The organism is Metabacillus malikii, assembly GCF_030813355.1.
Lineage (GTDB): Bacteria > Bacillota > Bacilli > Bacillales > Bacillaceae > Metabacillus > Metabacillus malikii.
Window position 1 is genome coordinate 1 of record NZ_JAUSUD010000041.1, and the last position, 22,816, is coordinate 22,816.

Annotated in this window: 14 protein-coding genes; 2 read left to right on the forward strand and 12 right to left on the reverse strand. The window is 36.7% G+C overall.

Translation table 11 applies throughout. The features are described 5' to 3' along the window. Window positions 1–602: 602 nt before the first annotated feature. The 5 genes from J2S19_RS22545 to J2S19_RS22565 all read right to left on the reverse strand — a co-directional run bounded on the left by J2S19_RS22545 (window position 603) and on the right by J2S19_RS22565 (window position 6,009). Window positions 603–1,805, reverse strand: a complete 1,203-nt coding sequence (locus tag J2S19_RS22545; RefSeq protein WP_307346828.1) for a Ger(x)C family spore germination protein — start codon at window positions 1,803–1,805, stop codon at window positions 603–605. After that, window positions 1,798–2,910: a GerAB/ArcD/ProY family transporter gene (locus tag J2S19_RS22550; protein ID WP_307346832.1), complete on the reverse strand. Its 1,113-nt coding sequence runs from the start codon at window positions 2,908–2,910 to the stop codon at window positions 1,798–1,800. Before J2S19_RS22550 ends, J2S19_RS22545 begins: the two co-directional genes overlap by 8 nt. Then, window positions 2,903–4,531, reverse strand: coding sequence for a spore germination protein (locus J2S19_RS22555; protein WP_307346834.1), 1,629 nt, complete (start codon window positions 4,529–4,531; stop codon window positions 2,903–2,905). Before J2S19_RS22555 ends, J2S19_RS22550 begins: the two co-directional genes overlap by 8 nt. Before the next feature lie 220 nt (window positions 4,532–4,751). Then, a complete protein-coding gene (locus tag J2S19_RS22560) occupies window positions 4,752–5,111 on the reverse strand; it encodes a helix-turn-helix domain-containing protein (RefSeq protein WP_307346837.1) in 360 nt (119 codons plus the stop codon). 415 nt (window positions 5,112–5,526) lie between these two features. Next, the gene (locus J2S19_RS22565; RefSeq protein WP_307346840.1) at window positions 5,527–6,009 is read right to left on the reverse strand and encodes a hypothetical protein; all 483 of its coding nucleotides are present in this window, start codon (window positions 6,007–6,009) and stop codon (window positions 5,527–5,529) included. A 196-nt stretch (window positions 6,010–6,205) separates the two neighbouring features. Here J2S19_RS22565 and J2S19_RS22570 point away from each other — a divergent pair, with 196 nt between their 5' ends. Then, entirely contained in the window at window positions 6,206–7,996 is a 1,791-nt protein-coding gene (locus tag J2S19_RS22570; protein ID WP_307346860.1) for a cation:proton antiporter, read from the forward strand. A gap of 110 nt (window positions 7,997–8,106) precedes the next feature. On the opposite strand, the gene J2S19_RS22575 is transcribed toward J2S19_RS22570, so the two are convergent. The 3 genes from J2S19_RS22575 to J2S19_RS22585 form a co-directional block, all read right to left on the reverse strand. Next, window positions 8,107–9,918, reverse strand: a complete 1,812-nt coding sequence (locus J2S19_RS22575; RefSeq protein ID WP_307346843.1) for a YhgE/Pip domain-containing protein — start codon at window positions 9,916–9,918, stop codon at window positions 8,107–8,109. 2 nt (window positions 9,919–9,920) lie between these two features. Beyond that, window positions 9,921–11,981, reverse strand: a complete 2,061-nt coding sequence (locus tag J2S19_RS22580; RefSeq protein WP_307346845.1) for an efflux RND transporter permease subunit — start codon at window positions 11,979–11,981, stop codon at window positions 9,921–9,923. Window positions 11,982–12,299: 318 nt separating this feature from the next. Continuing rightward, on the reverse strand, window positions 12,300–13,568 hold the full coding sequence (locus J2S19_RS22585; protein WP_307346848.1) for a DUF3298 and DUF4163 domain-containing protein: 1,269 nt from the start codon (window positions 13,566–13,568) through the stop codon (window positions 12,300–12,302). A gap of 205 nt (window positions 13,569–13,773) precedes the next feature. Between J2S19_RS22585 and J2S19_RS22590 the strand changes: the two genes are divergently transcribed. Further along, window positions 13,774–14,169: a YbaN family protein gene (locus tag J2S19_RS22590; RefSeq protein ID WP_307346850.1), complete on the forward strand. Its 396-nt coding sequence runs from the start codon at window positions 13,774–13,776 to the stop codon at window positions 14,167–14,169. A gap of 62 nt (window positions 14,170–14,231) precedes the next feature. On the opposite strand, the gene J2S19_RS22595 is transcribed toward J2S19_RS22590, so the two are convergent. The 4 genes from J2S19_RS22595 to J2S19_RS22610 all read right to left on the reverse strand — a co-directional run bounded on the left by J2S19_RS22595 (window position 14,232) and on the right by J2S19_RS22610 (window position 22,294). Further along, window positions 14,232–15,503 carry a mechanosensitive ion channel family protein gene (locus J2S19_RS22595; protein ID WP_307346862.1) on the reverse strand — a complete coding sequence of 424 codons (1,272 nt, stop codon included), beginning with the start codon at window positions 15,501–15,503 and terminating at the stop codon, window positions 14,232–14,234. Between the two features lie 590 nt (window positions 15,504–16,093). Further along, complete coding sequence (locus J2S19_RS22600; protein WP_307346852.1) at window positions 16,094–17,134, reverse strand: DUF3231 family protein; 1,041 nt, start codon at window positions 17,132–17,134, stop codon at window positions 16,094–16,096. Between the two features lie 139 nt (window positions 17,135–17,273). Beyond that, entirely contained in the window at window positions 17,274–18,218 is a 945-nt protein-coding gene (locus tag J2S19_RS22605) for a glycoside hydrolase family 43 protein (RefSeq protein ID WP_307346854.1), read from the reverse strand. Between the two features lie 320 nt (window positions 18,219–18,538). Then, window positions 18,539–22,294, reverse strand: a complete 3,756-nt coding sequence (locus J2S19_RS22610) for an alpha-L-arabinofuranosidase family protein (RefSeq protein WP_307346858.1) — start codon at window positions 22,292–22,294, stop codon at window positions 18,539–18,541. Window positions 22,295–22,816 lie beyond the last annotated feature (522 nt).

Below are 22,816 nucleotides of genomic sequence, written 5' to 3' on the forward strand. Positions count from 1 at the left end.
TATTCAACAGGCATCAACTAAAAAAAATTTAAGTAGCTAATATTCTGTGGTTCTGTGTTTCTTTAAAATAATGAATTATGAAATTGATTCAAGTAACAAAAAATAATAATATTCCACTTGGTATGACATTTGAAAATGCAATCGTACTCGGAGGTACTGGCATTGTTGAGTAGGTCTCAGTGAAGTAAATCACGAACCATGAAACAACAAGCATTATCCAATATATATACCATCTCGGTATAATGGAAAGAAGAATTAATGTCCCTAGATATATTATATTTAGAACTTCGGGAGGGCCATTGAATACTAATCGTAATAATACAGGTAATGCGATGGATATAATCACCAAGACTAATTGTATGAAAACTCTCGTTGTGAATTTTTTTTTCAATATTATCCCTCTATTATATTTTATTAAACAATATGATAATCGCTATTGTTATATCAATTAATATTATACACATCCTAAAATTAAATAACTATTATCCTTAATACTAAGTAACTTAAAAAGTTATTCAAAGAAAATATTATTCAATATAAAAGCATGGTATTTTCCGTTTAGTTTATACATTACGGCATATCACAGTTTAGAGCCTCCTATATTAGGAGGCCTTTAATCCAACACCTTCAATTTTAACATTTGCTTTTACATGTACCTTCAAATCTTTATAAAGCTCCTTCCACTTTGCAGTTGTTTTTATCTCTTGATCCCAGTAGGCAGGTAACTCTCCTCTAACATACTCACCAAAGCCAAAAATATCCGAACGCTTTTCCTTTGTTTCCTCTATAAGGCGTCTATATTCTTTTTCTAACTGGGCAGTCGCAACCTTTTCAATATGCGCTAATGTTTTTTCATCATCTATTTTCAGCTTATTTGTATTTTTCTCACGGATGATTCCTTTAATTCTAACGTTTACATTAAACTCTGGACGGCCATTTTTTAAAGACACCTCATATTTTGCTGAACGGTTTGTTGATTGAAACATAATTGCTTTCTCTTCATCGAGCTTAATTAATCCAACAGCACCCCCTGGATTATTCCCTATTAATTCGTTTGCGTAAGCAATTTGATATGGCTGTGTTTTTCCAGCCATTTTACTATTACTGAAAAAGGCAAGTCCGCTTATTTCAATGTTCTCCTTACTTTTTACTGTAATATAAGGTAAAAAACCATCTTGCCCTATATTAGATGTCCCTACCCAAAAAGTACCTAAATCACAGTTCGGTAATTTTCCCATTCTGACCGCTTCCTCAAAGACTGTTGATAAGTAAATCGCTGGGATACGTTCTAGTTTCGGTGCCGCTCGCATCGTTTTGGCTGCATTATTCTCATTGACAGCCATCCATGCTGTTCTACGAATTTCCGGACGTCTTCTTAAAAATTCATTAATATGATTAATCCCTTTCTCAGCTACATTTTCTGATAAAATAACTACTTGCAGCTGACCAAAAAACACTTTATGTGCTAATTGTTGTTGGAGAGCTTGAATTGCATCATCCATCGTATGTCCTACTCCCTCTACAACCCACACCTTATCCTGTGAAGAGCTGCCACTCTCACCTTGTGATGGCCCTAATGGAATTTGCCCCGGAACGGCAAGCTGCGCTGTTACTTTTATATTACCAATATTAGATGTTGGGATTTGGATATCATCAGGATGTGTAATACTTGATTGTTCTTCTTCGTCCTCTGCTATATCAATAGCCAATCCTAAAATCGTTGCCCGTTCTTCAATTTCTTTCCGATCCCAGCAGCCAGTTAAAAAAAACATGCTACAGATAATAAATAGTAACCATTTATTCACGTACGTCGTCTCCCTTCTTTCTCCATAGTGCAATAAGCGATAGAAATAGCGGGTAGCCAACAGTTAGAACGATGCTCCATTTTGCAAAGTTCACCATTATCTCAGATAAGTGAATGATATTTTTTGGAATGATGGAAAGAACATATACGACCGGTATCGCTAATAGAGCGATACTGCGATGGCTACGGAAATTGAACAACTGACTGCTTAATTCAATGGTAATTAAGTATCCAGATAAAAGAGTTGTAAAGGCGGAAATAATCCAGACAACAAGAAAGACAATATCTAGCCTCTCTAATATCGAACTCGGTAACTCTGTCATTCTCGTTAACACGAGAACTGGCCATAGTGACTTTTTCATCTCCTCAGCACCGAACACCGCTAACGTAATAAAAGTCGCAAGTACTATCATCATGCCTGAAATGACTGCTCCCCATAGTGCCCCTTTAAGACTTTTAGATGGCTTGAGCATATGCGGGGCAATAATCACAATAATAAACATCCCGATTTGGATAAACGGAAGACCAAATATCGTGACACTACCTGATAAAAAGTCCATAAACGTTGTATCATTTCCGAGCAATGGTTTGACGTGTATCCACTCAATATCACGATAAGCAATAATAACTAATATAATTAATGGCCCAATAATAAACGGTAAATAATACGTGTGCATAAATGAAATGGTCGTGATATTATTTCTCGCAGACATAGCGATGACATAAAGCATGAATAGAAGCGTGACAGAAATTGGCGTTTCTTGCATAAGTGTCGTTCTCATCACTTCACCAAATTCTCTTAGGACAATTGATGTGTTAATAAAGAAAATGCAGATAAAGAAAAAGAGCATTACTCTGCTTATATGCTTTCCTACAAGCAATTTACTATAGGTTAAAAAATTTTCTCCTGGAAATCTTCTTGATAAATTAGCTAGGATCAGCACACTTATTAGAAGATACAAAATAGCCATAAGTACAACGATAAGGCTACCTGTTCCAGTTTTCTCACTCGCAATACGTGGCAATGCCAGCAGGCTAATTCCAATTGTACTGTTAATGACGATCGCCGCGGTCTGGAAGGTCGTAATTTGTCTAGGTTCATTCATTATCTTTTTGACCTCCTCTAGACTGCTTTATGTTTTCTGGTGATAGGGCATTTGAAGGTCCCAAATCATTTGGATTAATTCTCCTTTTATTTCTTGTATGAAGCTCCTCAGGTCTATCTAGCAGCCAGTTTAATGGAGCACGGATGATTGTATCCTTTAATCCAGCAACATTTAATGGTGCCATTGGGCTAAAATACGGAACACCGAATGACCTTAACGAAAGAACATGATTGTTTACGAAAAGTAGACCTAATACTAGACCGTAAAAGCCTAATAGTCCTGTCATAATTAGTAGTGGAAACCTCATCATCCGAAAACCAATTGCCATATTATACGCAGGTGTCGCAAATGACCCAATCGTTGTGAGTGCAATGACTACTACCGTAATTGGGCTCACAAATCCTGCTGAAACGGCTGCTTGACCAATAACAAGCACACCGACAATCGACAATGCCCCACCTACTTGCTTTGGCATCCTTACTGTCGCTTCTCGCAATATTTCCATTGCTGCTTCCATAAGAAACACTTCGATAACAGCTGGGAACGGAACCCCCGCTCTCCCACTCGTAATCGCTACTGCAAAGGAAGTCGGGATAAGCTCTGGATGATAAGATAAAATGGCTACATATAATGATGGCATAATTAATGAGAATAATAAGGCAAAAACACGGATAATTCGGACCATGCTTACCATAATAAAACGCTCATTATAATCTTCACTCGTTTGATAAAACTGTGCAAATGTTGCAGGTACGATTAAAGCAAAGGGAGAACCATCGACTAAAATACTTACTCTTCCTTCAACTAAATTTCCGACAACAACATCAGGTCTTTCTGTGCTTTTCACTTGTGGAAATGGAGAACGGGGATTGTCTTGGATAAACTGTTCAACATAACCTGCATCAATGATCCGGTCGACATCAATGTTCGCTAACCTTTCCTCTACGTCTTTCACAAGTGCTTCATTTACAATTCCATCGATATAACAATATGCTACATTTGTTTGTGTCAAGGTCCCAAGTGTTACAGACTTCACCCTTAAATCCGGGATCGGCAATTTTGCCCGCAATAAAGCAGTGTTACTTTGAATATTTTCTATAAAGCCTTCTCTTGAACCACGGATTACTTGTTCAGTTTCCGGTTGAGAAATACTGCGCTTTTCACCTTTATATGTATCGATTAAAAAAGCAGCTTTAATCCCTTCTACTAATAATACAGTTTGCCCACGCAATAGCCCCTCTACTATTCTCGTTAGCTTCGTTTCGGTTTTCACATCTGCATGAAACAAAATATTTTTACAAACTCGCTCCATCGCTGCTTCCACTTCTACAATAATCAGGTTACTCTCTGTAAGCGGCTTAATAATTTCTTTGCTAATCGTCTCTTTATCCGAAATGCTATTTAAATAAAATACATTTGCTGGAATATCATTTGATACAATGAAACCACGTTGTGTAAAATCATTGTCTTCTCCAAAAATATCACATATTTTCCGAACTGTTTCCTGTTGCTGCTGACTTGTTTCCATATGACGTATTTCTTCCATCACAACACTTGATGGCTGAAGAACGGATGATTTAGGCTGTTTCTTTTTCGTATTTTTTTGCTTAAAAAGGAACAATTCACCGTCTCCTCCTTTTCACAGCTTGTATAGCTTTTATCACTTCATTATTAATTACGAACTCTACTGCTGCTGTAAAATTAATGTTAGTTCACTTAAAGCGAACTATGTCGTTTAGTATGTCAGAATTCTAATGAATCATACAAAATCTAAATCTATTGTTTGAGAGGAAATAAGACAACAAAAAAAGGACCCCTAGGCGGATTCCTTCTAAATGAACTTATACTGTTTGTGTATTCTGTTTATTATTATGCACTGCACGGTCGAGAATACTTTCTAGGATTAAAAACAAATCTTCAGGAATGTCTAAGCTTTCCCAATCAAGTCCTCTTTTTAAGCATAGTTCCTTCAACTTCATTCTAATAAATTCCTCATTATTTCGTTCATTAGAAAGGCCAAGTATGTAATCTACTGATACACCGTATAGTTGAGAGAAACCTTTTAGTTTTTCTAATGGAGGCTGGCGGTATCTTGATTCATAGGAAGCATAGCTTGATTTCTTTAACCCAACCCTTTTCCCTACTTCTTCCATCGTATAGCCATGTGCGATGCGTAACTCCTTTAGTCGATTCGCATACATGTGTACACCCTCATTCGTTATCGTTTTTTTGACTAATCACAACTAAGTTTACACGTTTTAGAATCAAAACATTCATCTAAGGGGGGTTTTTGGTTTTTTTGAGTCTCAATTAATTCGTAAAGACCCTAAATCGAGTAATAAAAGAATAATAATCATAATTCCACCAATTTACAGTTATTACTAATCTCTGTAAGGTACAGTAATAATCGATTACAACTATTTTGACTTGAACAAATAAAAACATCCCCATGTAGTCGTTACAGGGGACCGTTTATTCTTGAAGGGTTACAATATTAACAGTAAGGTTGTTGTGTTGTTTCTTCTCTAATACATTTTCAGGTGATTTTAGATACGGATAACCCTAAAATGTAATGCACAAACTCCTGTATTTTCGAAACCGATCTAAATGAATTCTTTAACGTAGTAATCGAAAATAGTATCTCCGATTTTCCGCAAACCATTGTGCTCCATACAATATAAACGCTTTATAAAAAATATAGACGAAAAACTGAAGCTTATTTAACTTGTTAAGACGAATGATTTTTATCTTTTTTAGCAAATCCATGATGACAAAGGCAAAAACACCATCAAATAGGACATTCGCTAATAAAAACTTCTTAAAGTTACCGTATGTAAATTTTAAAATCCACATTGATAAAGGCATATATGGCCCAATACTAAATGGCAGTTCATTTATTAAAAAGTTATTTTTTCTACCATAGAACGTCCACCATTTTTTCTTCTGGCCTATTTTGTGATTAATGATTTCAAAAATGATGATGACAAACCCCGCAAAAGAGTATCGTCTTATATTGTTTCTGCCAAGAAAAATCACTGATAACCATGGTAAAACAACTAAGGCAATTTTAAATAGTATACGCCTAGTAGATAATTTCATGCTCAAGACCACCTAACCTCCATTATCAATTCAATAATTATAAATTACCCCATTCGGTAAGTTGTATGCTAAAAATGTCATACATTAATAAAAACTACACATGATAAATAGTCCAAACACACATATGAATAAAAAGCTATTTTTATCCACTTTTGTTATGATAAATGTACGACGGAAAGAAAATGAGGTGATTATCATTCAAGAACTTGCTTTATTTAGTATTGTTATCGTCATTTCTCTCGGAGTTTTCTCGCAATGGCTCGCATGGCGTATTCAGTGGCCGTCAATTGTCATTATGTCAATAGCTGGATTGTTAATTGGACCGATTTTTGGATTGATTAATCCTCAAGAGGCACTCGGCAATCTGTATAGTCCAATCATTTCCCTTGCAGTAGCCATCATTTTATTCGAAGGAAGTACAAGCCTTGATATACGTGAACTAAAAGGAATTTCAAAATCTGTTTTTCGAGTTGTCACTTTCGGGGCATTCATTGCTTGGATTGCCGGAGCTCTTGCTGCTCATTATATCGCAGGTCTTACAATCGAAGTATCCTTTATTATCGGAGGTTTGTTTGTTGTAACCGGTCCTACTGTTATCATCCCACTTCTGAGACAAGCAAAACTAAAGCCACGGGTTTCATCTGTATTGAAATGGGAAGGAATTATCGTTGACCCAGTTGGCCCGTTATTAGCTTTATTCGCTTATGAAATTATTAAAATTACATCTGATGAAGCCTTTCATCTATTACACTTCATCCCTTTTTTTATTGATTCTCTCTCAGCAGTTATCGTTGGATATGTCATTGGACTATTTGTAAGTTGGCTTATCAGTAAAGGGTTATTGCCTGAGTATCTAAAGTCTCCTATCGTTTTCTGTTTTGTGCTCTTTACTTTCTCAGTAGGAGAAGTGATTATGCATGAGACAGGTATGCTTGCAGTTACTGTAATGGGATTAACGTTAGCTCGAACAAAAAAACATGTTCATTCAATTAGCAGCATTGGTCATTTTATGGAAAATATTTCAGTGATGTTAACATCCACGATATTTATTTTACTTACCGCATCATTAGCTAGGGAAACGATTTACGAAATTTTCACTTGGCCGATTATCAGTTTTGTTGTTGTGATGCTATTCCTTGTCAGACCTTTGTCAATATGGCTTTCAACAATCGGTACTGAGCTTACTTTTCAGGAGAGGGCACTTGTCAGTTGGGTAGCCCCTAGAGGTATTGTTGCATTAACTGTTTCTGGTTATTTTGCTGAACTGCTTATGAATGATGGTTATTTTAATGCCTCGTTATTAACATCACTTACGTTGGCATTAGTATTTATTACAGTTTGTGCGCACGGATTTTCAATCGGTCCATTTGCTAAGAAACTCGGTTTAGCTAATACTGAATCTACCGGTGTATTAATTGTTGGAGCAAGCAGCTTTTCAATTGCACTTGCCAACTATCTGCAAAATAGCGGTACACCCGTCCTTATAACAGATACATCTAATGACCGATTATATAAAGCTAAAATGCTTGGGATTTCTACCTATAATGGAGAAATCCTCTCTGAACAAAGTCATTTTGATATTGATATGACACCTTACGAGGTCATTCTCACATTAACAGGCGATGCAGCCTACAATGCGTTAGTTTGTCAATCATTCATCCCTGAGTTCGGCTACCATCATACATATATATTACCTGCGGGTGTAAACAAAGATGAACATACGAAGCTACCACCTTCGATAAAATCAAATATTTTATTTGGTGAGAATGAAACCTTTATCGAATTAAATAAGAAGGTGAATATCGGTTATCAATTCCAAACAGTCAGCTTCACTGAAAAAACATCAATTCAAAAAGAAAAATTGACTTCTTATGGAATACCTCTATGTTTGAAGAAAAAGAGCGGCAAAGTTGAATTCATGACGTTAAAAGGCAAACTTGTGATTGATGAAGGAGACAAGCTGATTGTGTTAAATAATATCGAATAATATGTTAGTTCAAAGGGTCTGACCCCTAGTTGAGGGGTCAGACCCTAAGTTAGTAGCACTCAATAAATTTTTCACAAAAAAAAAGGAACCCATTTATTGGGTCCTACCTGTTATGAAAACAAATCAAACAACCGTGTCCAAAATCCCTTTTCTTTCTCTTCCTTTACTTCTTTTGTTTCTTGTTCTTCTAGTTTAATGCTTTCTGTTTTAATCACAAATTGTACAGAATTTACGTTTTCATTATTTGGTGATACAAACGATACAGCTTCAAAATCAGACTTGTCGAAATCATCTAGCATTGCGTCGATTTCTTCTTGCATCTGATCAGGCAGATTGCTTGTTTCAGTATACAATTCATTTGTTCCGTCATGAAGTTCACTTACACCCTTCGCTAATTCGCCTGTCCCGCCTGCTAATTCATTAATACCAGCATGCAGTTCCTGATAGGAGGTTGAAAGTTGACCAACCCCTTCAGTATAGCTTACTAGGCCGGTGTGGAACTTTTCATAATTAGTAGAGAGTGTTGTCATTCCTTCTTGTAATGCTGTGAGAGATTCCGTAATATCCATCGATTCTAATGATGTTGAGAGACCACTTGAAATTGATGTAAGTGATGTAGCCATTTCTGTTAATGGGACACTGAGTTCCTTTAATGTAGTATCCACCGCTTGGAAACCTTCATTTACTTTTGTATAGGTTCCTTTCGCCGTCAATGCCGCTTTATAAGTTGCCGTTAACTTATCGAGGACTGCTTTATCAGCACCACTTTGATATAGTCCTGTAAGCTCCTCTTCTGAAATCTCGTACTCCGGAATCGCCTTCATTGCTTTGTCTAATGCATTTAATGCGGTCGTATAGTTCTTTCTTAAAGCAGATAATCCATTTACAGTTTCAGTAAGTCCATCAGCAATCTGTGTTAATCCTTTAGGTAAATTTTGCAGCTCACTTATATTTATTTCATCGGAATTTTTCAGGTTGTTACTAATATCCGTTAAGCCTTTGTTAATAGATTGTGATGCAGTAACTATCTCTGCCGATGCACCGCTAATTTCATTGAGCCCATTTTTGTATTGTGTGGATCCGTCTCGTAAAGTAACGACACCTGTATTTAAATCGCCTACACCTGTTTTTAATTTTCCAACACCATTGTTCACTTCACTGATTGCCTTAGTTAATGTCGACATTTCTTTTGTCATCTCATCAATATTAGGTGCATCGATCGGTGTTGATGATGGGACAGCCGCAATCTCTATTCCCTGGAATTCAAAATTAGCTACATCTGCTTTTAAACTAAGCTCTTTTTCTGTCTCAGGCATAACTGTAAAGGTCACTTGCTTATTTTTTCCTGCATTAGCAATCATACCATCTTGAGCATGAATGTTTAGAAATCGCTCTGAATCTAACGTTAATGATATTTGCAATAGATAGTTTTCATAAAAGATTTGATTCGCGTTTTCGTTTTTTGTTGTTGTAATCTTAATTTGAAAATGTCCATCTTTGCCTGCTAAGTCCTCTGGAGCTATTTCTTTACCATCTAACAAATAAGAAATCGAAATATCCCACGGTAGATCATTCTTTTCATCCATGTTACCTTGATAATAAAATTTCCCTTTAGGTGCATCGATTTGAACAGCTTCACCTTGTTGTTCAAGCGTAGAAAGGTCTGTTAAATTTTTCAAGCTATCATAGTTGCCATAGTCGAGAATCGTGCCTGCCTTTTTCACTTCTAAATTATTTACAACATATATATTATCTAGCTCTCCATTAGCATGTAATGTAGCATACACGACTTCATCTTTTGATGATAGTTCCCCTTCACTTGATTCAGTACTTGTTGACTCATTTGGTGCTGCGGTAACAAGTACTGAAGGTGTGAGCAAGAGAAATGCTAGAGGAACAATCAATAACTGTTTCTTTCTCATGATCATTTCTCCTCATAATAATCTGTTTTGTAAGTTGTTTTTCGTATGAATTTATCCAATACAACAAGCAACGCTGGCAAGAAGAATACAACCAAAATGAAAGCTAGTAAGGCTCCTCTTCCTAGTAATAAGCCAATTGACGAAACCATTGGATTTGAAGATGTAATCCATAAGATGAACCCGACACTTGATAAAATCGAAGCTGATATCGTAATCGAAAATAACTTTTCATCTAATGTTTTCTTAATTGCTGTTAACGCAGTCATTTCTTTACGGTTATGATTATAAGCTTCCATTAACAGAATTGCATAATCAACAGTAGCCGCCAGTTGTACTGTACTTATAATAAGATAGCCAACAAATGCCAACGGGGAATCTGTAAAGTATGGGACGGCTAAATTAACCCATACCGCTGATTGAATCGTGACAAGTAAAATAAGTGGTATTGATATTGACTTAAACGTCACGATAAGAACAAGTGCAACTGTAATCACTGTTAAGAAATTTACGAGAGTATTATCTTTTGTCACCGTGTTTTTTATATCATAAAGTGTAACACTTTCCCCGAGACTAAACGCTTTGTCACCATAAAATGAGTCAGCTGTTTCCTGCACCCTTTTTACAATTGAGAAAGGCACTTCACCTTCAGCTCCCGTACTTGTATTAACAATTATCCGGCTATAATGCTCTGAAAAGAATTCATTTGTAATCGATTCATCAAGATATTCAGGTGGGATCACTTCCCCAACAGAAGTGACGTAAGAAATAACATTTGTCACATAATCAATCTCTTCTAATTCTTGGACCAGCTCGGTCTCTTTTGCAACATCACCTTTTGGTACTAGTAGGACAATTGGTGTTGAGTCACCAAATGCTTCTTGTATCAAGATTAAATCTTTACCAGCACGAGTATTTTCTGGCTGCTCACCAAGACCGTAAATAAAGTTTGTATTGCTTTGGGCTAAAAACGCTGGAACAATCAGAATAAAAATGATGACAATACTAGGTATTTTAAATTTCATTAACCATTTGCCAACCCCATTAAAGCTAGGGACAAAGTTTTTATGTTTTGTTTTCTCTATCCATTTATAAAGTAGCAGTGTAAGTGCTGGTAAAAAGACCATGACACTAATAAAGCTGAGGAGTATTCCCTTTACTAGATTTAATCCAAGGTCTGCACCGATTTGAAAGTTCATTAGCATGAGCGCAGTGAATCCAAAAAATGTTGTTGCTGCACTTGCCGTAATTGCCGTAAATGACTTTTTCATCGCAAGTTGCATTGCTTCGTCTGGATTACTTGTCTTCTTCAAATAATCTGAAAAACTATGAAGCAGGAAGATTGCATAATCTAATGATACAGCCAACTGTAAAATTGGTGCGACCGACTGAGTAATAAAGGATACTTCTCCAAGGAAGATGTTTGTCCCTAAATTGATTATCACGGAAACACCAATAGCTGTTAAGAAAAATAACGGTTCAATCCAAGACGTTGTTGATAAAACTAGAATAATGATAATTATTGGGACTAATAGCATGGCTGCATAAAGTGATTCGTTCCCTGCCATTTTTTGAGAAGTAGCAGTATTTAATGCTTCACCAGCAATCGCACCATCTTCACCAATTAAGTCATATATTTCATCCGTAATCTCGACCTCTTTACCCGCTTCGATACTAATCGAGAAAAGTGCTTTGCTATCCTTATAGTAATCATCTACAATATCCGCATCCGCCATCTCTAACGGTGTCTTCAAATCAATAATATCGTCTAACCATATCACATCAGATACGCCTTCGATAGTGGTTAAGTCATCCTTAAATTTTAAAGCCTCTTGAACTGTCACATCATGAATCATGACTCGTGTATTCGGAACAGAACCTGTAAATTCTGTTTCCATTATTTCTAGTGCTTGTGTTGATTGCGCATCATCAGGTAAATAATCTACCATATTATAATTAACAGACACAAAAAATTGCGCCACAGATGATAGTACCGCAATGAGGACAAACAAGAATACTACAAGCCTTTTATGTTTTATAATCCGTGCTGCGATGCCAATAATCATTCACCCTTTCCTATATTTACGTTCATTGCACTTTATTATTATAATACAACCGGCACACTATTAACCAAACGTTTACTCCTATTAATGAGTATGTCTTTCATTCAAAATGATGTTATTTATCATTATTTTTTGGAGACAGGCAATATATTCAAATGGAGAATAATAGGTATGTAATTTTGATATAGTTATCGAGATAAGAGTCCGTGCACTATTAGCGCACTATAAATGAAAGATAATAACATTATAAATATAGTAATGTAAGATTAAGAGTGGGTAGACACGATAAATGGACGCACTCTATGTCTCCCACCCTTTTCCCTAATTGAATCTTACAGTTTTGATAATTTGAGGTATGTCTTCTTCAACCATTTTCGCGAATTGATTTCCTAATTCAATATATGGCTCTTCATATAACTGCTCTGGTAATTGACCTGGGCGGGAATAAATGAGCACAACATCATTGTCAGCTGCTAAGAAATCTTCAAAACCAGATCCTCCACGATAATAGGCTTTTACCTCTTCCTCTGAAACATCTTCAAGTACATTTATTGAAAACAATGACCCAACATACTTACCTTTCTCTACCATACTGAAGATAATCGATGGTGAAGATGTATCACTCGAAAAGGATGTAGGGCTTTCTTCCACTCTAACGTGATAACGACCTCTCCATGCTTTTGGAAGATTAAGTGAAAAACCATATTCTTTGTTCGTATAAGCTGTTGTCAGCATCGGCTTTAGTGGTGAGCCGAACTCATAAACTGTTGAAGAATTACCTGATTCAGTTTCTAGCTTTTCATCATTTGTTTTCATATACGCTTGAACTTCATCCCACGTTATTTCAATGTCAACGATTCCTGCTGCATTTGGAAAAATGCTATAGTATTGGTTATAAAAGATTATTGAATCACTTGTTAATGTAAAAGTTGAAAAATTCCCTTCTGTCGGCATTGTTTCCCCCTTCACTGATTGTTTATATTGTTCGGAAACAGGCTCATCACGGTAGTCAGCAAATTTTTCATCATGAATTAGCTTATCGGCAACTAATGCTGCTATTACTTCAAGATTAGTAGAATGCTTCTTCAATACATCGTGAATTGTTAAGAGACGTTCATTTTTCAAATCATAGTTAATTGCATTACTCCCTGGCGTTCCATGTGCACCGCCCATGTATATATAATCCTCAAAGTAGATAGAAACAAATTCATCTGTAATGACAGGATTATTAAATTCCCTAGTGAAAAAATACTTTAAATCACCAAGTCCTTCAACAGAAGTATACATTTCATCTAGTGAAGATTGTTGCGCATTGAACAATGCTTCATTTTCACTTTTCAGGATTTCATCAAGTGGACGATATGAAAACTTTGGATACTCAATCGTTACTTCTTTCTTATCATCAAGGTGCTCAAGCTTTATCGTTTCATAACCATTAAGTTTTGGTGTTGTTTTTTCTTCAATTTCCTCATGCTCATTGACAGCTGTTTTATCATCTGACTCAGCTTCTGTTGTTGTCTTCTCCTTATTGCACCCACTAATAAACAATAGAAGTAGAATTGATAGCATAATCGTAATTTTATACTTCATGTTGACCCCTCCAATTTCTCAACGCTTTTTTCAATGCTATTATCGGTAAACCGTACTACAATTTAGAGAGCAAATAGAAACAAAATCTAAATGCGTTTCACACACAATTGTTAAAAAGTTAAAGAATCGATGACGGATAACTATATTATAATAGAAGTTGTATTCTTATACATTTATTTATAAATTCACAACAAAAAGTAAGGTGATGACCATTAAGAAAATAAAAAATATCTTGTTCTTCATACTCGGTGTCATCTCACTTGGGATTGGGATTGCCGGGACCGTACTGCCTGTCTTACCAGGGGGACCGTTTTACTTGTTAGCATCATTCTTCTTTGCTAAAGGTTCAAAACGGGTCGAGGCATGGTTTAAAAGAAATCCATTATATATTAAATATGTTGAAGGATTTCGGAAAAAGCGAGGTATGACTCTTAAGGAAAAAATACGAATAAATGTAATTGCAGACACCTTTATTCTTTTTTCTATTATATATGTCGATATTCTTATTGTACAAATTATCTTAATTGCTTTGGCTCTTTATAAGCACTACTTTTTCATAAAAAAAATTAAGACAATACAGCCGCAAAAAAATGAAGCATAAAGGGTTATTCCCGGTATTAAATTTGGCATACAAAAAGACGGGTTCCCCCGTCTTTTTAGATATCAATGCCCTAATTCCCTTGTCATCTCTTCTTCCTTTTTCGTTTCTTCAATTAATGCTCTCAAATCACTTCCTGAAGGACTTTGGAAAATTTGAAGGCCGAACTCTGGTGCAACCGCAAAGATATGATCGAAAATATCCCCTTGAATTGACTCATATACGGCCCAGCGAATATCATTTGTAAAGCAATAAATTTCCAACGGTAATCCATGTTCAGTTGGTGCTAACTGTCTTACCATTAAAGTCATATCCTGATTAATTCCAGGATGGTGTTTTAAATAATTGTCAATGTATGCGCGGAAGACACCAATATTTGTGAGGGCCCTTCCATTGACACGATTACTTCGATCCACGTCATTACGACGGTTATATTCCGCTATTTCATTTTCTCTTTCAACAATATAATCTGAGAGATAATGGATATATTTAAACTTCTCCATCATTTCCGCTGTACAAAACGATATACTGCTGCTATCAATAAACACGGAACGCTTAATCCGACGTCCACCAGAGTTTTGCATGCCTCTCCAGTTTTTAAACGAATCAGATATCAGCGCGTAGCTTGGTATTGTGACAATTGTTTTATCCCAATTTTGGACCTTTACCGTATTCAATGAAATGTCAATAATATCTCCATCTGCTCCATACTTCGGCATTTCAATCCAATCACCCACTCTAACCATATCGTTTGATGTTAATTGGATGCCTGCAACAAGTCCTAGTAAAGAATCTTTAAAGACGAGCATAAAGACTGCTGAGAGGGCTCCAATCCCACTAAGTAACAGGAGTGGACTTTTACCGATAAGGTTCGCAATGATAAGGATTATCCCTAGTGTAACCGCAACAATTTCAATTACCTGCAAATATCCTTTAATCGGCCTAACTTTTGAAATATCATAAGTTTGATATATATCATTAATCGCATTAAAGACGTTATTCATCATCAGTAATGAAATAATGATAATGTACGTCACAGCACCTTTTTGAATCCAATCCTCGTATGCTGGGAATGTTTCAGCAAAGGAGTAGATAATGATGGCTGGCACAAAATGTGATAATCTGTGGAAGACCTTTCTTTCAAATAGTATATCATCCCATTGAAACTTATTTTTTCTAACAATTTGAGAAATAATTTTGATTACTATTTTCTTTGTCAAAAAATTAGCGATAATCGCAACTATCGCAATAAATACAATCATTAACACATTTGATAACACATTTACTACGGTTGGGTTCATGTTAGAGCTTTCTAACATGTTTTCTATGAATTTCATCATGGTTTATCTTCCTTTATTTCATAATCTATCTCGGGCATTATGAATCTATGAATTATTGCTTTTTTTATATTAAATCAATTAGAATGACTAGTAAATATTAATAACCATTCACATGCTGAAGACACTTTACATCTTATTATATTTGCAGCATCCATTTGTTCATACAATAGCAACATATTACATTTATTTTAAAATGTAAATCAATTTCAATCGTAAAATTGTCACAGCGCTCATTTCATATTATTCGGGATAAAGATAAAATTATTGGGGTGTTAAGTAATTAATCAATACAGTGAAGAATTTTGAAGGGAAATCTACGTGATCTCACCCACTCTTAATGCCTTTACTCACTTACTCACAATGTTATATTTTGGATTATGATAAGTAGGAAAGTTGAGTCTTTGGGACATTCAATATGGAGAGGGTGAGCATTATCATTATTACTGCTTCGACCTATCAGGGATACTGCTTTTGAGTATATTAAGAATATCCTATCCCCTATTCAAAGACTGAATGTAAAAGAAAATCGGCTTTTTCAAATAAAAATAGTGTTTTTAAATTCACTTTTTTGTATAAGTAGGATTTATTTATTTTTGTTGCTTTGAAAGCTCCTGTCTATTATCCGCTTGTGGTGGCTCTTCTAACCAGCCATGCTTGATAAGTATGTTTGCTCCATCCTCAGCATAGAGGGCAATTTCTGCTGAAAGGCGAGTATAAGTTGCACTTAAATCCATCCGATGACATGTCCCGGCTGCCGTGCCGTAATTTCCAATTCCAACAGCAATCATCGCTGTCGTATGAAACATCATTAATTTATCAGAAAAAGGAGCAACAGTGCTATCTGTAATATGCGAATCCCAAGCCATCGGAGCTGGAAGGTCTTCGTCACTTAAAATTTTACTAAATTTAGTAAGGTGTTTCGTCGAAATTCCTTTACCAGAAAGAAAATATTCCTTTACATCCTCATTTTTACAAACTTGTGCAAATGCCATCATCATTGCTTTCCCAAGGGCATTTGTTTGGACATTAATAAATAGATGTGTTATTTCGATCGCAGTTAACGGTCTTTTTTCTCGACCTAAAAAGTCAAATAAGAAATTTTGTTTATTAACAAAGTCAACTTTATCAGGCATATTTATGCGTGGTGGGCGAGTGTATATACCCTTATCTAACATTACTTTACGGCCGTCATCTAGTAGTTCTGTGACTGAATATAATAAATCCTTAAAGAAATGACAGACATCGGACCGTGCTGAGACACTAATCGCAACTGTGATACTTGCCATCGCAATCATCTCAAGCTTATGTAAATAAATTAGCATAAACGTATCTGTAAATAACTTTGGGGCATTAACATTAACATCCTCTTCCGTAAATCCAGTTGGTATTGGTACACCTTCATTTTTAAATATTGCCGTAATAATCTCAAGGTCTTTTTCCGCTAAACTTAATGATCTTTCAAGTAGCGGTAAAATTTCTTTGTCATCACATGTTTTGATAAAGTATTTCATTACGCACGTTGCTAATGAATCATTTAAATATTGTCCCCAAAGAAAGCCTAACTCTGCAGCGGTAAGCGGGATATGATGCTCGGAAAGATTCTTCCCATCTACATATTCTATTGTCATCTACATTTCCTCCTTATTAACTAACCACAATATCTTCCTACCGTTTAAAATGTATATATATTTCAAAATTATACATTCTCGTTATTTGTGATTTATGTCGTTAACAAGGAGGAAACGATTATACTTAACAGCCTGCCAATTATTGTCCCCAGTTATGCTTTTTCATTCGCTCGTATTCTTCCAGTGTAATTGTTAGGATGGTGCCATGTTTAAAACCATATGGGAATGAAAATGCTTGGTCAGAACGGACGAAATTCCCTTCAGACAGGCTATCTGCAATAAATGGAACATACCCTTGACCCGCTCCTGGTACACCGTAAAAGTCGAGGAAGAGGCTCCATTTTCCGTTTTCTAAACGGACGGCTGTTGGTGCTTCATATAGACCCGATTCCAGTGTTTCCATGCTTTTATCAAAGTTTTCAATCTTTGTGTATGGTCCTGCGACATGTTCTGATCTCATAAGGATAATTTTTTCCGGGTTGCCTTCACTTTTGATGAACATATAATAAAGTCCATCTTCTTCATAAATTGCGGAATCAATGACGCCACTGTCCTCTTTTTTGTATAAAAGTTCAGGCTCTGAAAAGGTAGCAAAATCCTTTGTGCGGCTGTAGTAAATTCCTTTTTGACCAAAGTCATTTTGTTTATGGGGAGAGGACCAGTGAATAACATAATCATCGTGTTCTTTATCAAAAATAATATCTGGCGCCCACATACAGCCAAAATCCTCATTCCCTATTTTCACAAGCCGCTGCTCAGTCCAGTCAACAAGATTTTCTGATTCCCAAACCGAAAAGCATTTGCTTCCTTTGCGAGCTATCTCTTCCCATGAATGGTTGTATTGATTTCGCATTCCGTATGCGAGGCTTAAGTCTGTGGCAAATATGTAAAACTTTTTGTCTTTAACTGAACGAACAATTGTAAAATCACGTACACCTTTATCACCATAATAAGCCCAGAGAATTGGATTACCGTTATTTACTTCTTCCCAATGATAGCCGTCTTTACTTAATCCAAAATGAACTTGCTCACCGTCAGGAGTTGATTTTTCACGAAAATGGACAAATAAATATGCTTGTTGCAATTGTTTTCATCCTTTCTATTTTGAAAATTGGCTGTTTGCGTAAATATTGTTGCTTTTAACTGAGTTGTCGTTTAGGCTTTGTCTCCTCTTGCAGTACTCACGGGCAGCGGGGTGGGTGGTGAGCCTCATAGCTCCAACAAACCCTTAAAAAGGTTAGTGCAAAAAGCCACAATCTTTTAGAGTAGAGCCTAAATATTAAGGGTGACTCGATATGAAGCTGGCTCCTAACAAACACACTGATATATAGATTTTAAGCTTTAAAACTATATGTTGTGTTTAAGGAGACAATTCACTAAAATGAGTCACCCTCTGCCTTTTCCTTATTGTAAATCTAATACAAGTATATTCACTGAGTTAGCTGCTAACGTCACGACTGCATCATTGTCATTAAGTTTAAGCGCTGTTTCAGAAGGTACTACTTGTTCAGCGTTCTTTTTATTCACGTTCGGTGTATGGACGATAGACTCATCGCCAGTAACCGTAATGATTTTACCTTCTGTTGAAACTGAAACATCTTTTAAAGAAATTCTCGTTGTTTTTTCAAATGGATCGGCATTCACTAATTTTACATAGATGTGTTTGTCGTCCTTCGTAACTGAATTGAAAATTTCTCGGTTGTACGCTTCGAGTTTATATTCTAATACTTTACTCGTGAACGCACCATCTGTATAAGAACAAATGAGGCGGTCACCTGTTTGTCCACCATAGTTAACAGTAATTGTGTATGGTGTATTATCTGCTAATTCCTCATAACAGCTTGAACGGAGGTTTCCTGCAGCGGTACTTGATGAGTAGTCACCTAGCATATAGCCTTGTACGCCTTCTTTGTAAACTTTAACACCTGTCGCGTTGCCGTTATAGCCTACTGCGTATTCATGTACATCTTTTTTCTCAGGTGAGATATCTGTTAAGCCAACACCAACGTAGAATCCGTCTGCACCAGATGTTTTTGATGCTACAACTTCAACACGGTAATTTGTCCAGCTATCGTTTAAGATGTACAGACCGTTTAGACCGCCGTTTTGCGCCTGTAAAACAAGTCCTTTTTCTTTGTCAATTGTATAACCAATCGAGCCAGGAATGACGTTCCATGCATCGTTTAATTGTTTCGTGAAGTCTTGCTCAAGTAAAATGCTATCAGTCGCATTGTCAATTACTTTTACGTGCTTTACATGAACTTCAGCATTACCAGCAGCAATCTCGATACCACCACGTGGCGCAAGTTCAGTAAGATGGCCATTGCGGTAAGTTGAGAAAGAAGTGTCTAATACTTTCTTTCCAAGGTATTTAGCAAATAAGCTTTGTACATAGTAGTTTGGTGTATACCAAACGGTTTCATCGTCAAACCAAATTAAGTCAGGTGTCCAACGGTACGTTCCATCTGTTAACACTTTGTTGAATAATGGTGCATACGCAGCAAGTCTCACGACATCGGAGTTGCGTTCAAATCCTGTCATAATTGCTGCCTCTGCAACAGCACCCGCTAATGTATTTTTATCTGTTGAAGCGAATTCACCGACGAAGACTTTTGATGTTTCCTTTTCATCTAAGCTGCCGTCCTGTTGATACGCTCTGTAATAATAATTATAACGGTCAACATTATTTAATAAATATTCATTTGAACGATAATAATGCTCGTCAGCAATTGTGTCCATGTAATTTGGTTGCTTTTCATACCATGTAACATCTTCTTCAATTACGTTTTTTCCGTCAGTAAAGCTCACCTTCTCCGAGCCTTTTAAATTCCCGCTTAAAAATTTCCAGCCTTCTTGATATGCGTCATCATCAGCTTGTGCTCCAACTGTTGAAATAATGTGCAAGACATATCCTGGATAATGTTTGTCCATATATTCATCGATTGCAGCCTTAAAGTATTCAAAGTTCGCGAAAAACTCTGTGCCCCAGTTTTCATTACCTACACCTAAGTAGTGGAGATCAAATGGTGCTTCGTGGCCCATTTTTTTACGCAAGGCTGCCCATTCATTTTGTTCAAAATCTGTGCTAATCGCAAAATCGATTAAATCTGTAAAGCTTTTAACATAGAAATCTCTTAGTTTTCCACCTGCAGGGTTGACATAATCAGATCGCGCCTGGCAAAGTACGCCACATGCCATAACAGGGAGCGGTGTTGCATTTAGGTCTTCTGCTAATTGGAAGTATTCCATGTAGCCTAGTCCCATCGTCATCATATAACCCCATACATTAAAGTTTTCTTTACGGAGTTCAACTTCACCGACAGAATCCTTCCACTCATAAACGTTCTCCCAAATATATGAACCTTCTGAAATACATCCGCCAGGGAAACGTAAGAAGGTCGGATGTAAATCCACTAAAGCATTCACTAAATCTTTTCTTAAGCGGTAGTTTGGATTTCCTTTATAGTTAGCATGAGCAGTTTCTGAACGCTCTTCTTCGTTTGCACCCCATACATCCTGTGGCATTAATGAAACCATATCAATGGAAATATCTCCGTTAAATGTTAGTGCAAGCTGTCCGAGTACTGTTTTTGTTCCCGTTAGGACAAGCTTTGTATCAACACCGTATTTTTTCCATGTGTTACCGCCTTCAATTTGAACGGTTACTTGATTACTTATTGGTGTTCCATCTTGGTCTTGCAGCTGCATAGTGATGCTTCCAGCAGCTTCAGCTTTTGCCCAAATCGTAAAATCATAACGGTTACCTTGCTTAATTGACATTGCACAATGAGCGTTTGAATCTGTAAATCCTTTATTTATTATCGTGCTGCCGTCGGGTGCAGTAATATAGTGTGAGTTGACGTCTTTGTCGGTTATACCGAAAAATTCATTCAATCCACCGGTATTGTGAACGGTTACTTTTTCTACATCGCCAAACCATGCATGTAGTGGTTCATGGTTTCTACCTGTTGAACAGCCGCAAGCACCGGAAGCATGTGAGTACGTATCAAATGCAAATGATTCAAATGAACGGTTTTGCACTAGCTCGGCATAAATTCCACCATCTGCTGCATTATTAATATCTTCATAGAATAATCCATAGAGGATGTCACTAATGTCGAGCACTTCTTCATTTCCGTCAATTGTTAAATGGTGAGAAGGTACTCCTTTTGGAAGAACTGAGACAGTGAACGCTTTTTCAGTTGTTTCATTTCCCTTGCTTAATGTTGCCGTTAAGGTTACGCCTTTTGGTGTTTCGATTTTACCAACGATACCATCGTTTGATAGTGCTGATGGGTCGCTTGATTCCCATGATACGGAAACCTTACCGCCCATAAGTGAGTTTGGAAGTGTAACGTCATTTGAAACTATTGTAATCGGGAAGGATAAATATTTATTTTTAGCAAGTGCAACGATTTCTGCATCTGTTAATGATTCACACATAACCTCGATTACTTCATCCTGTGTTAAGCCTGCTTCATAAACACGGAAATCTGCTAGTGAACCGTTAAAGTCAGCATCAACTTCGTGTTGTGATTTTCCGATATAGTTATTGCTATAATTTTCTTGATGCGTAAATGATTCAAACCAGCTCCGGAACTTTTTATACGTACCACTAGAGGTTTGGCTAATTGAACCGTCTGCAGCAACTTCTCCATTTACATAGATAACAGGTCCTGCACTGCTTAATGTACCACCTTCTGTTCCTGTTACAGACATTGCTACATGGAACCATTCACCTGCTGCGTATGTTCTACCGGCATCGGCAACAATATCTGCATCTGTAAAGCAGACGCCGCGTAGATTGCGCGATAAGAAGAGATAAGGGCCTGTTGGACCTTTTCCGAAATCGAAAATTCTTTCCCAAACATTTGTCCCTTTTCTTAAATATACCCATGAACTAATTGTAATTCCTGTATGGTCGCCAACATTTTTGAATATTCCTGATGGCAGTTTTAAATAAGACGTGCCATTCTGACCACCGGCAAGTGTAACTGCATTTCTGCCTCCAACTGTTTCTACTACAGGTTTTGTAATCCCCTCAGCCGTGGCATCATAGCCGTTTCCTGAACGATCTTTTCCAACATTGTTCGAATCATCAAAGCTGTAATGGGCAATGACGCTTTCCTTAAATGAACTGTTTCCATTGTTTCGTTTCATGAAAGTTCTCCTTTGCCAGATTAATAATATAATAGCGTAATAATGTCAGTACAACTTCCTGTTTATAATCACAAACTTGTATGTATTACACAAACAAAAAGATGGTGAACATATACTTACAAATATTATAAAGGCTATTCATGAATGAAGCAAGGGTGGAAGCATGGGGAAGCGCGGGGACGGTTCTTGCTTCTTTTTTTCGCAAAAAATGAAGCAGAGGAACCGTCCCTCTGCTTCCCTCATGTACGCACGACTTTGGCGTTTTTTGAAGATTTGTGTAAAGAACAAAGTGCAAATGCCTTAATTAGCCACGACAAGCATGAGACGATTTAGAATAGAATGGTGTTCTTTGCCTTAAATTTTTGAGAGTGGGGAGGCGCGGGGACGGTTCTCTTGCTTCATTTTTTCGCAGAAAAATGAAGCAGAGGAACCGTCCGAGACCACTGAAAAAGTCGGCTTTTTTTTCTCGGATTTTCTGAAACTTTGATTGTTCTATCAATTATTTGAATAAATTGGGAATGT

Coding starts and splice junctions, on each gene's coding strand:
- J2S19_RS22550 (WP_307346832.1), bottom strand. CDS start 2,910: ATGAATGAACCTAGACAAATTACGACCTTCCAGACCGCGGCGATCGTC.
- J2S19_RS22560 (WP_307346837.1), bottom strand. CDS start 5,111: ATGTATGCGAATCGACTAAAGGAGTTACGCATCGCACATGGCTATACG.
- J2S19_RS22565 (WP_307346840.1), bottom strand. CDS start 6,009: ATGAAATTATCTACTAGGCGTATACTATTTAAAATTGCCTTAGTTGTT.
- J2S19_RS22575 (WP_307346843.1), bottom strand. CDS start 9,918: ATGAGAAAGAAACAGTTATTGATTGTTCCTCTAGCATTTCTCTTGCTC.
- J2S19_RS22580 (WP_307346845.1), bottom strand. CDS start 11,981: ATGATTATTGGCATCGCAGCACGGATTATAAAACATAAAAGGCTTGTA.
- J2S19_RS22585 (WP_307346848.1), bottom strand. CDS start 13,568: ATGAAGTATAAAATTACGATTATGCTATCAATTCTACTTCTATTGTTT.
- J2S19_RS22590 (WP_307346850.1), top strand. CDS start 13,774: ATGACCATTAAGAAAATAAAAAATATCTTGTTCTTCATACTCGGTGTC.
- J2S19_RS22595 (WP_307346862.1), bottom strand. CDS start 15,503: ATGAAATTCATAGAAAACATGTTAGAAAGCTCTAACATGAACCCAACC.
- J2S19_RS22600 (WP_307346852.1), bottom strand. CDS start 17,134: ATGACAATAGAATATGTAGATGGGAAGAATCTTTCCGAGCATCATATC.
- J2S19_RS22610 (WP_307346858.1), bottom strand. CDS start 22,294: ATGAAACGAAACAATGGAAACAGTTCATTTAAGGAAAGCGTCATTGCC.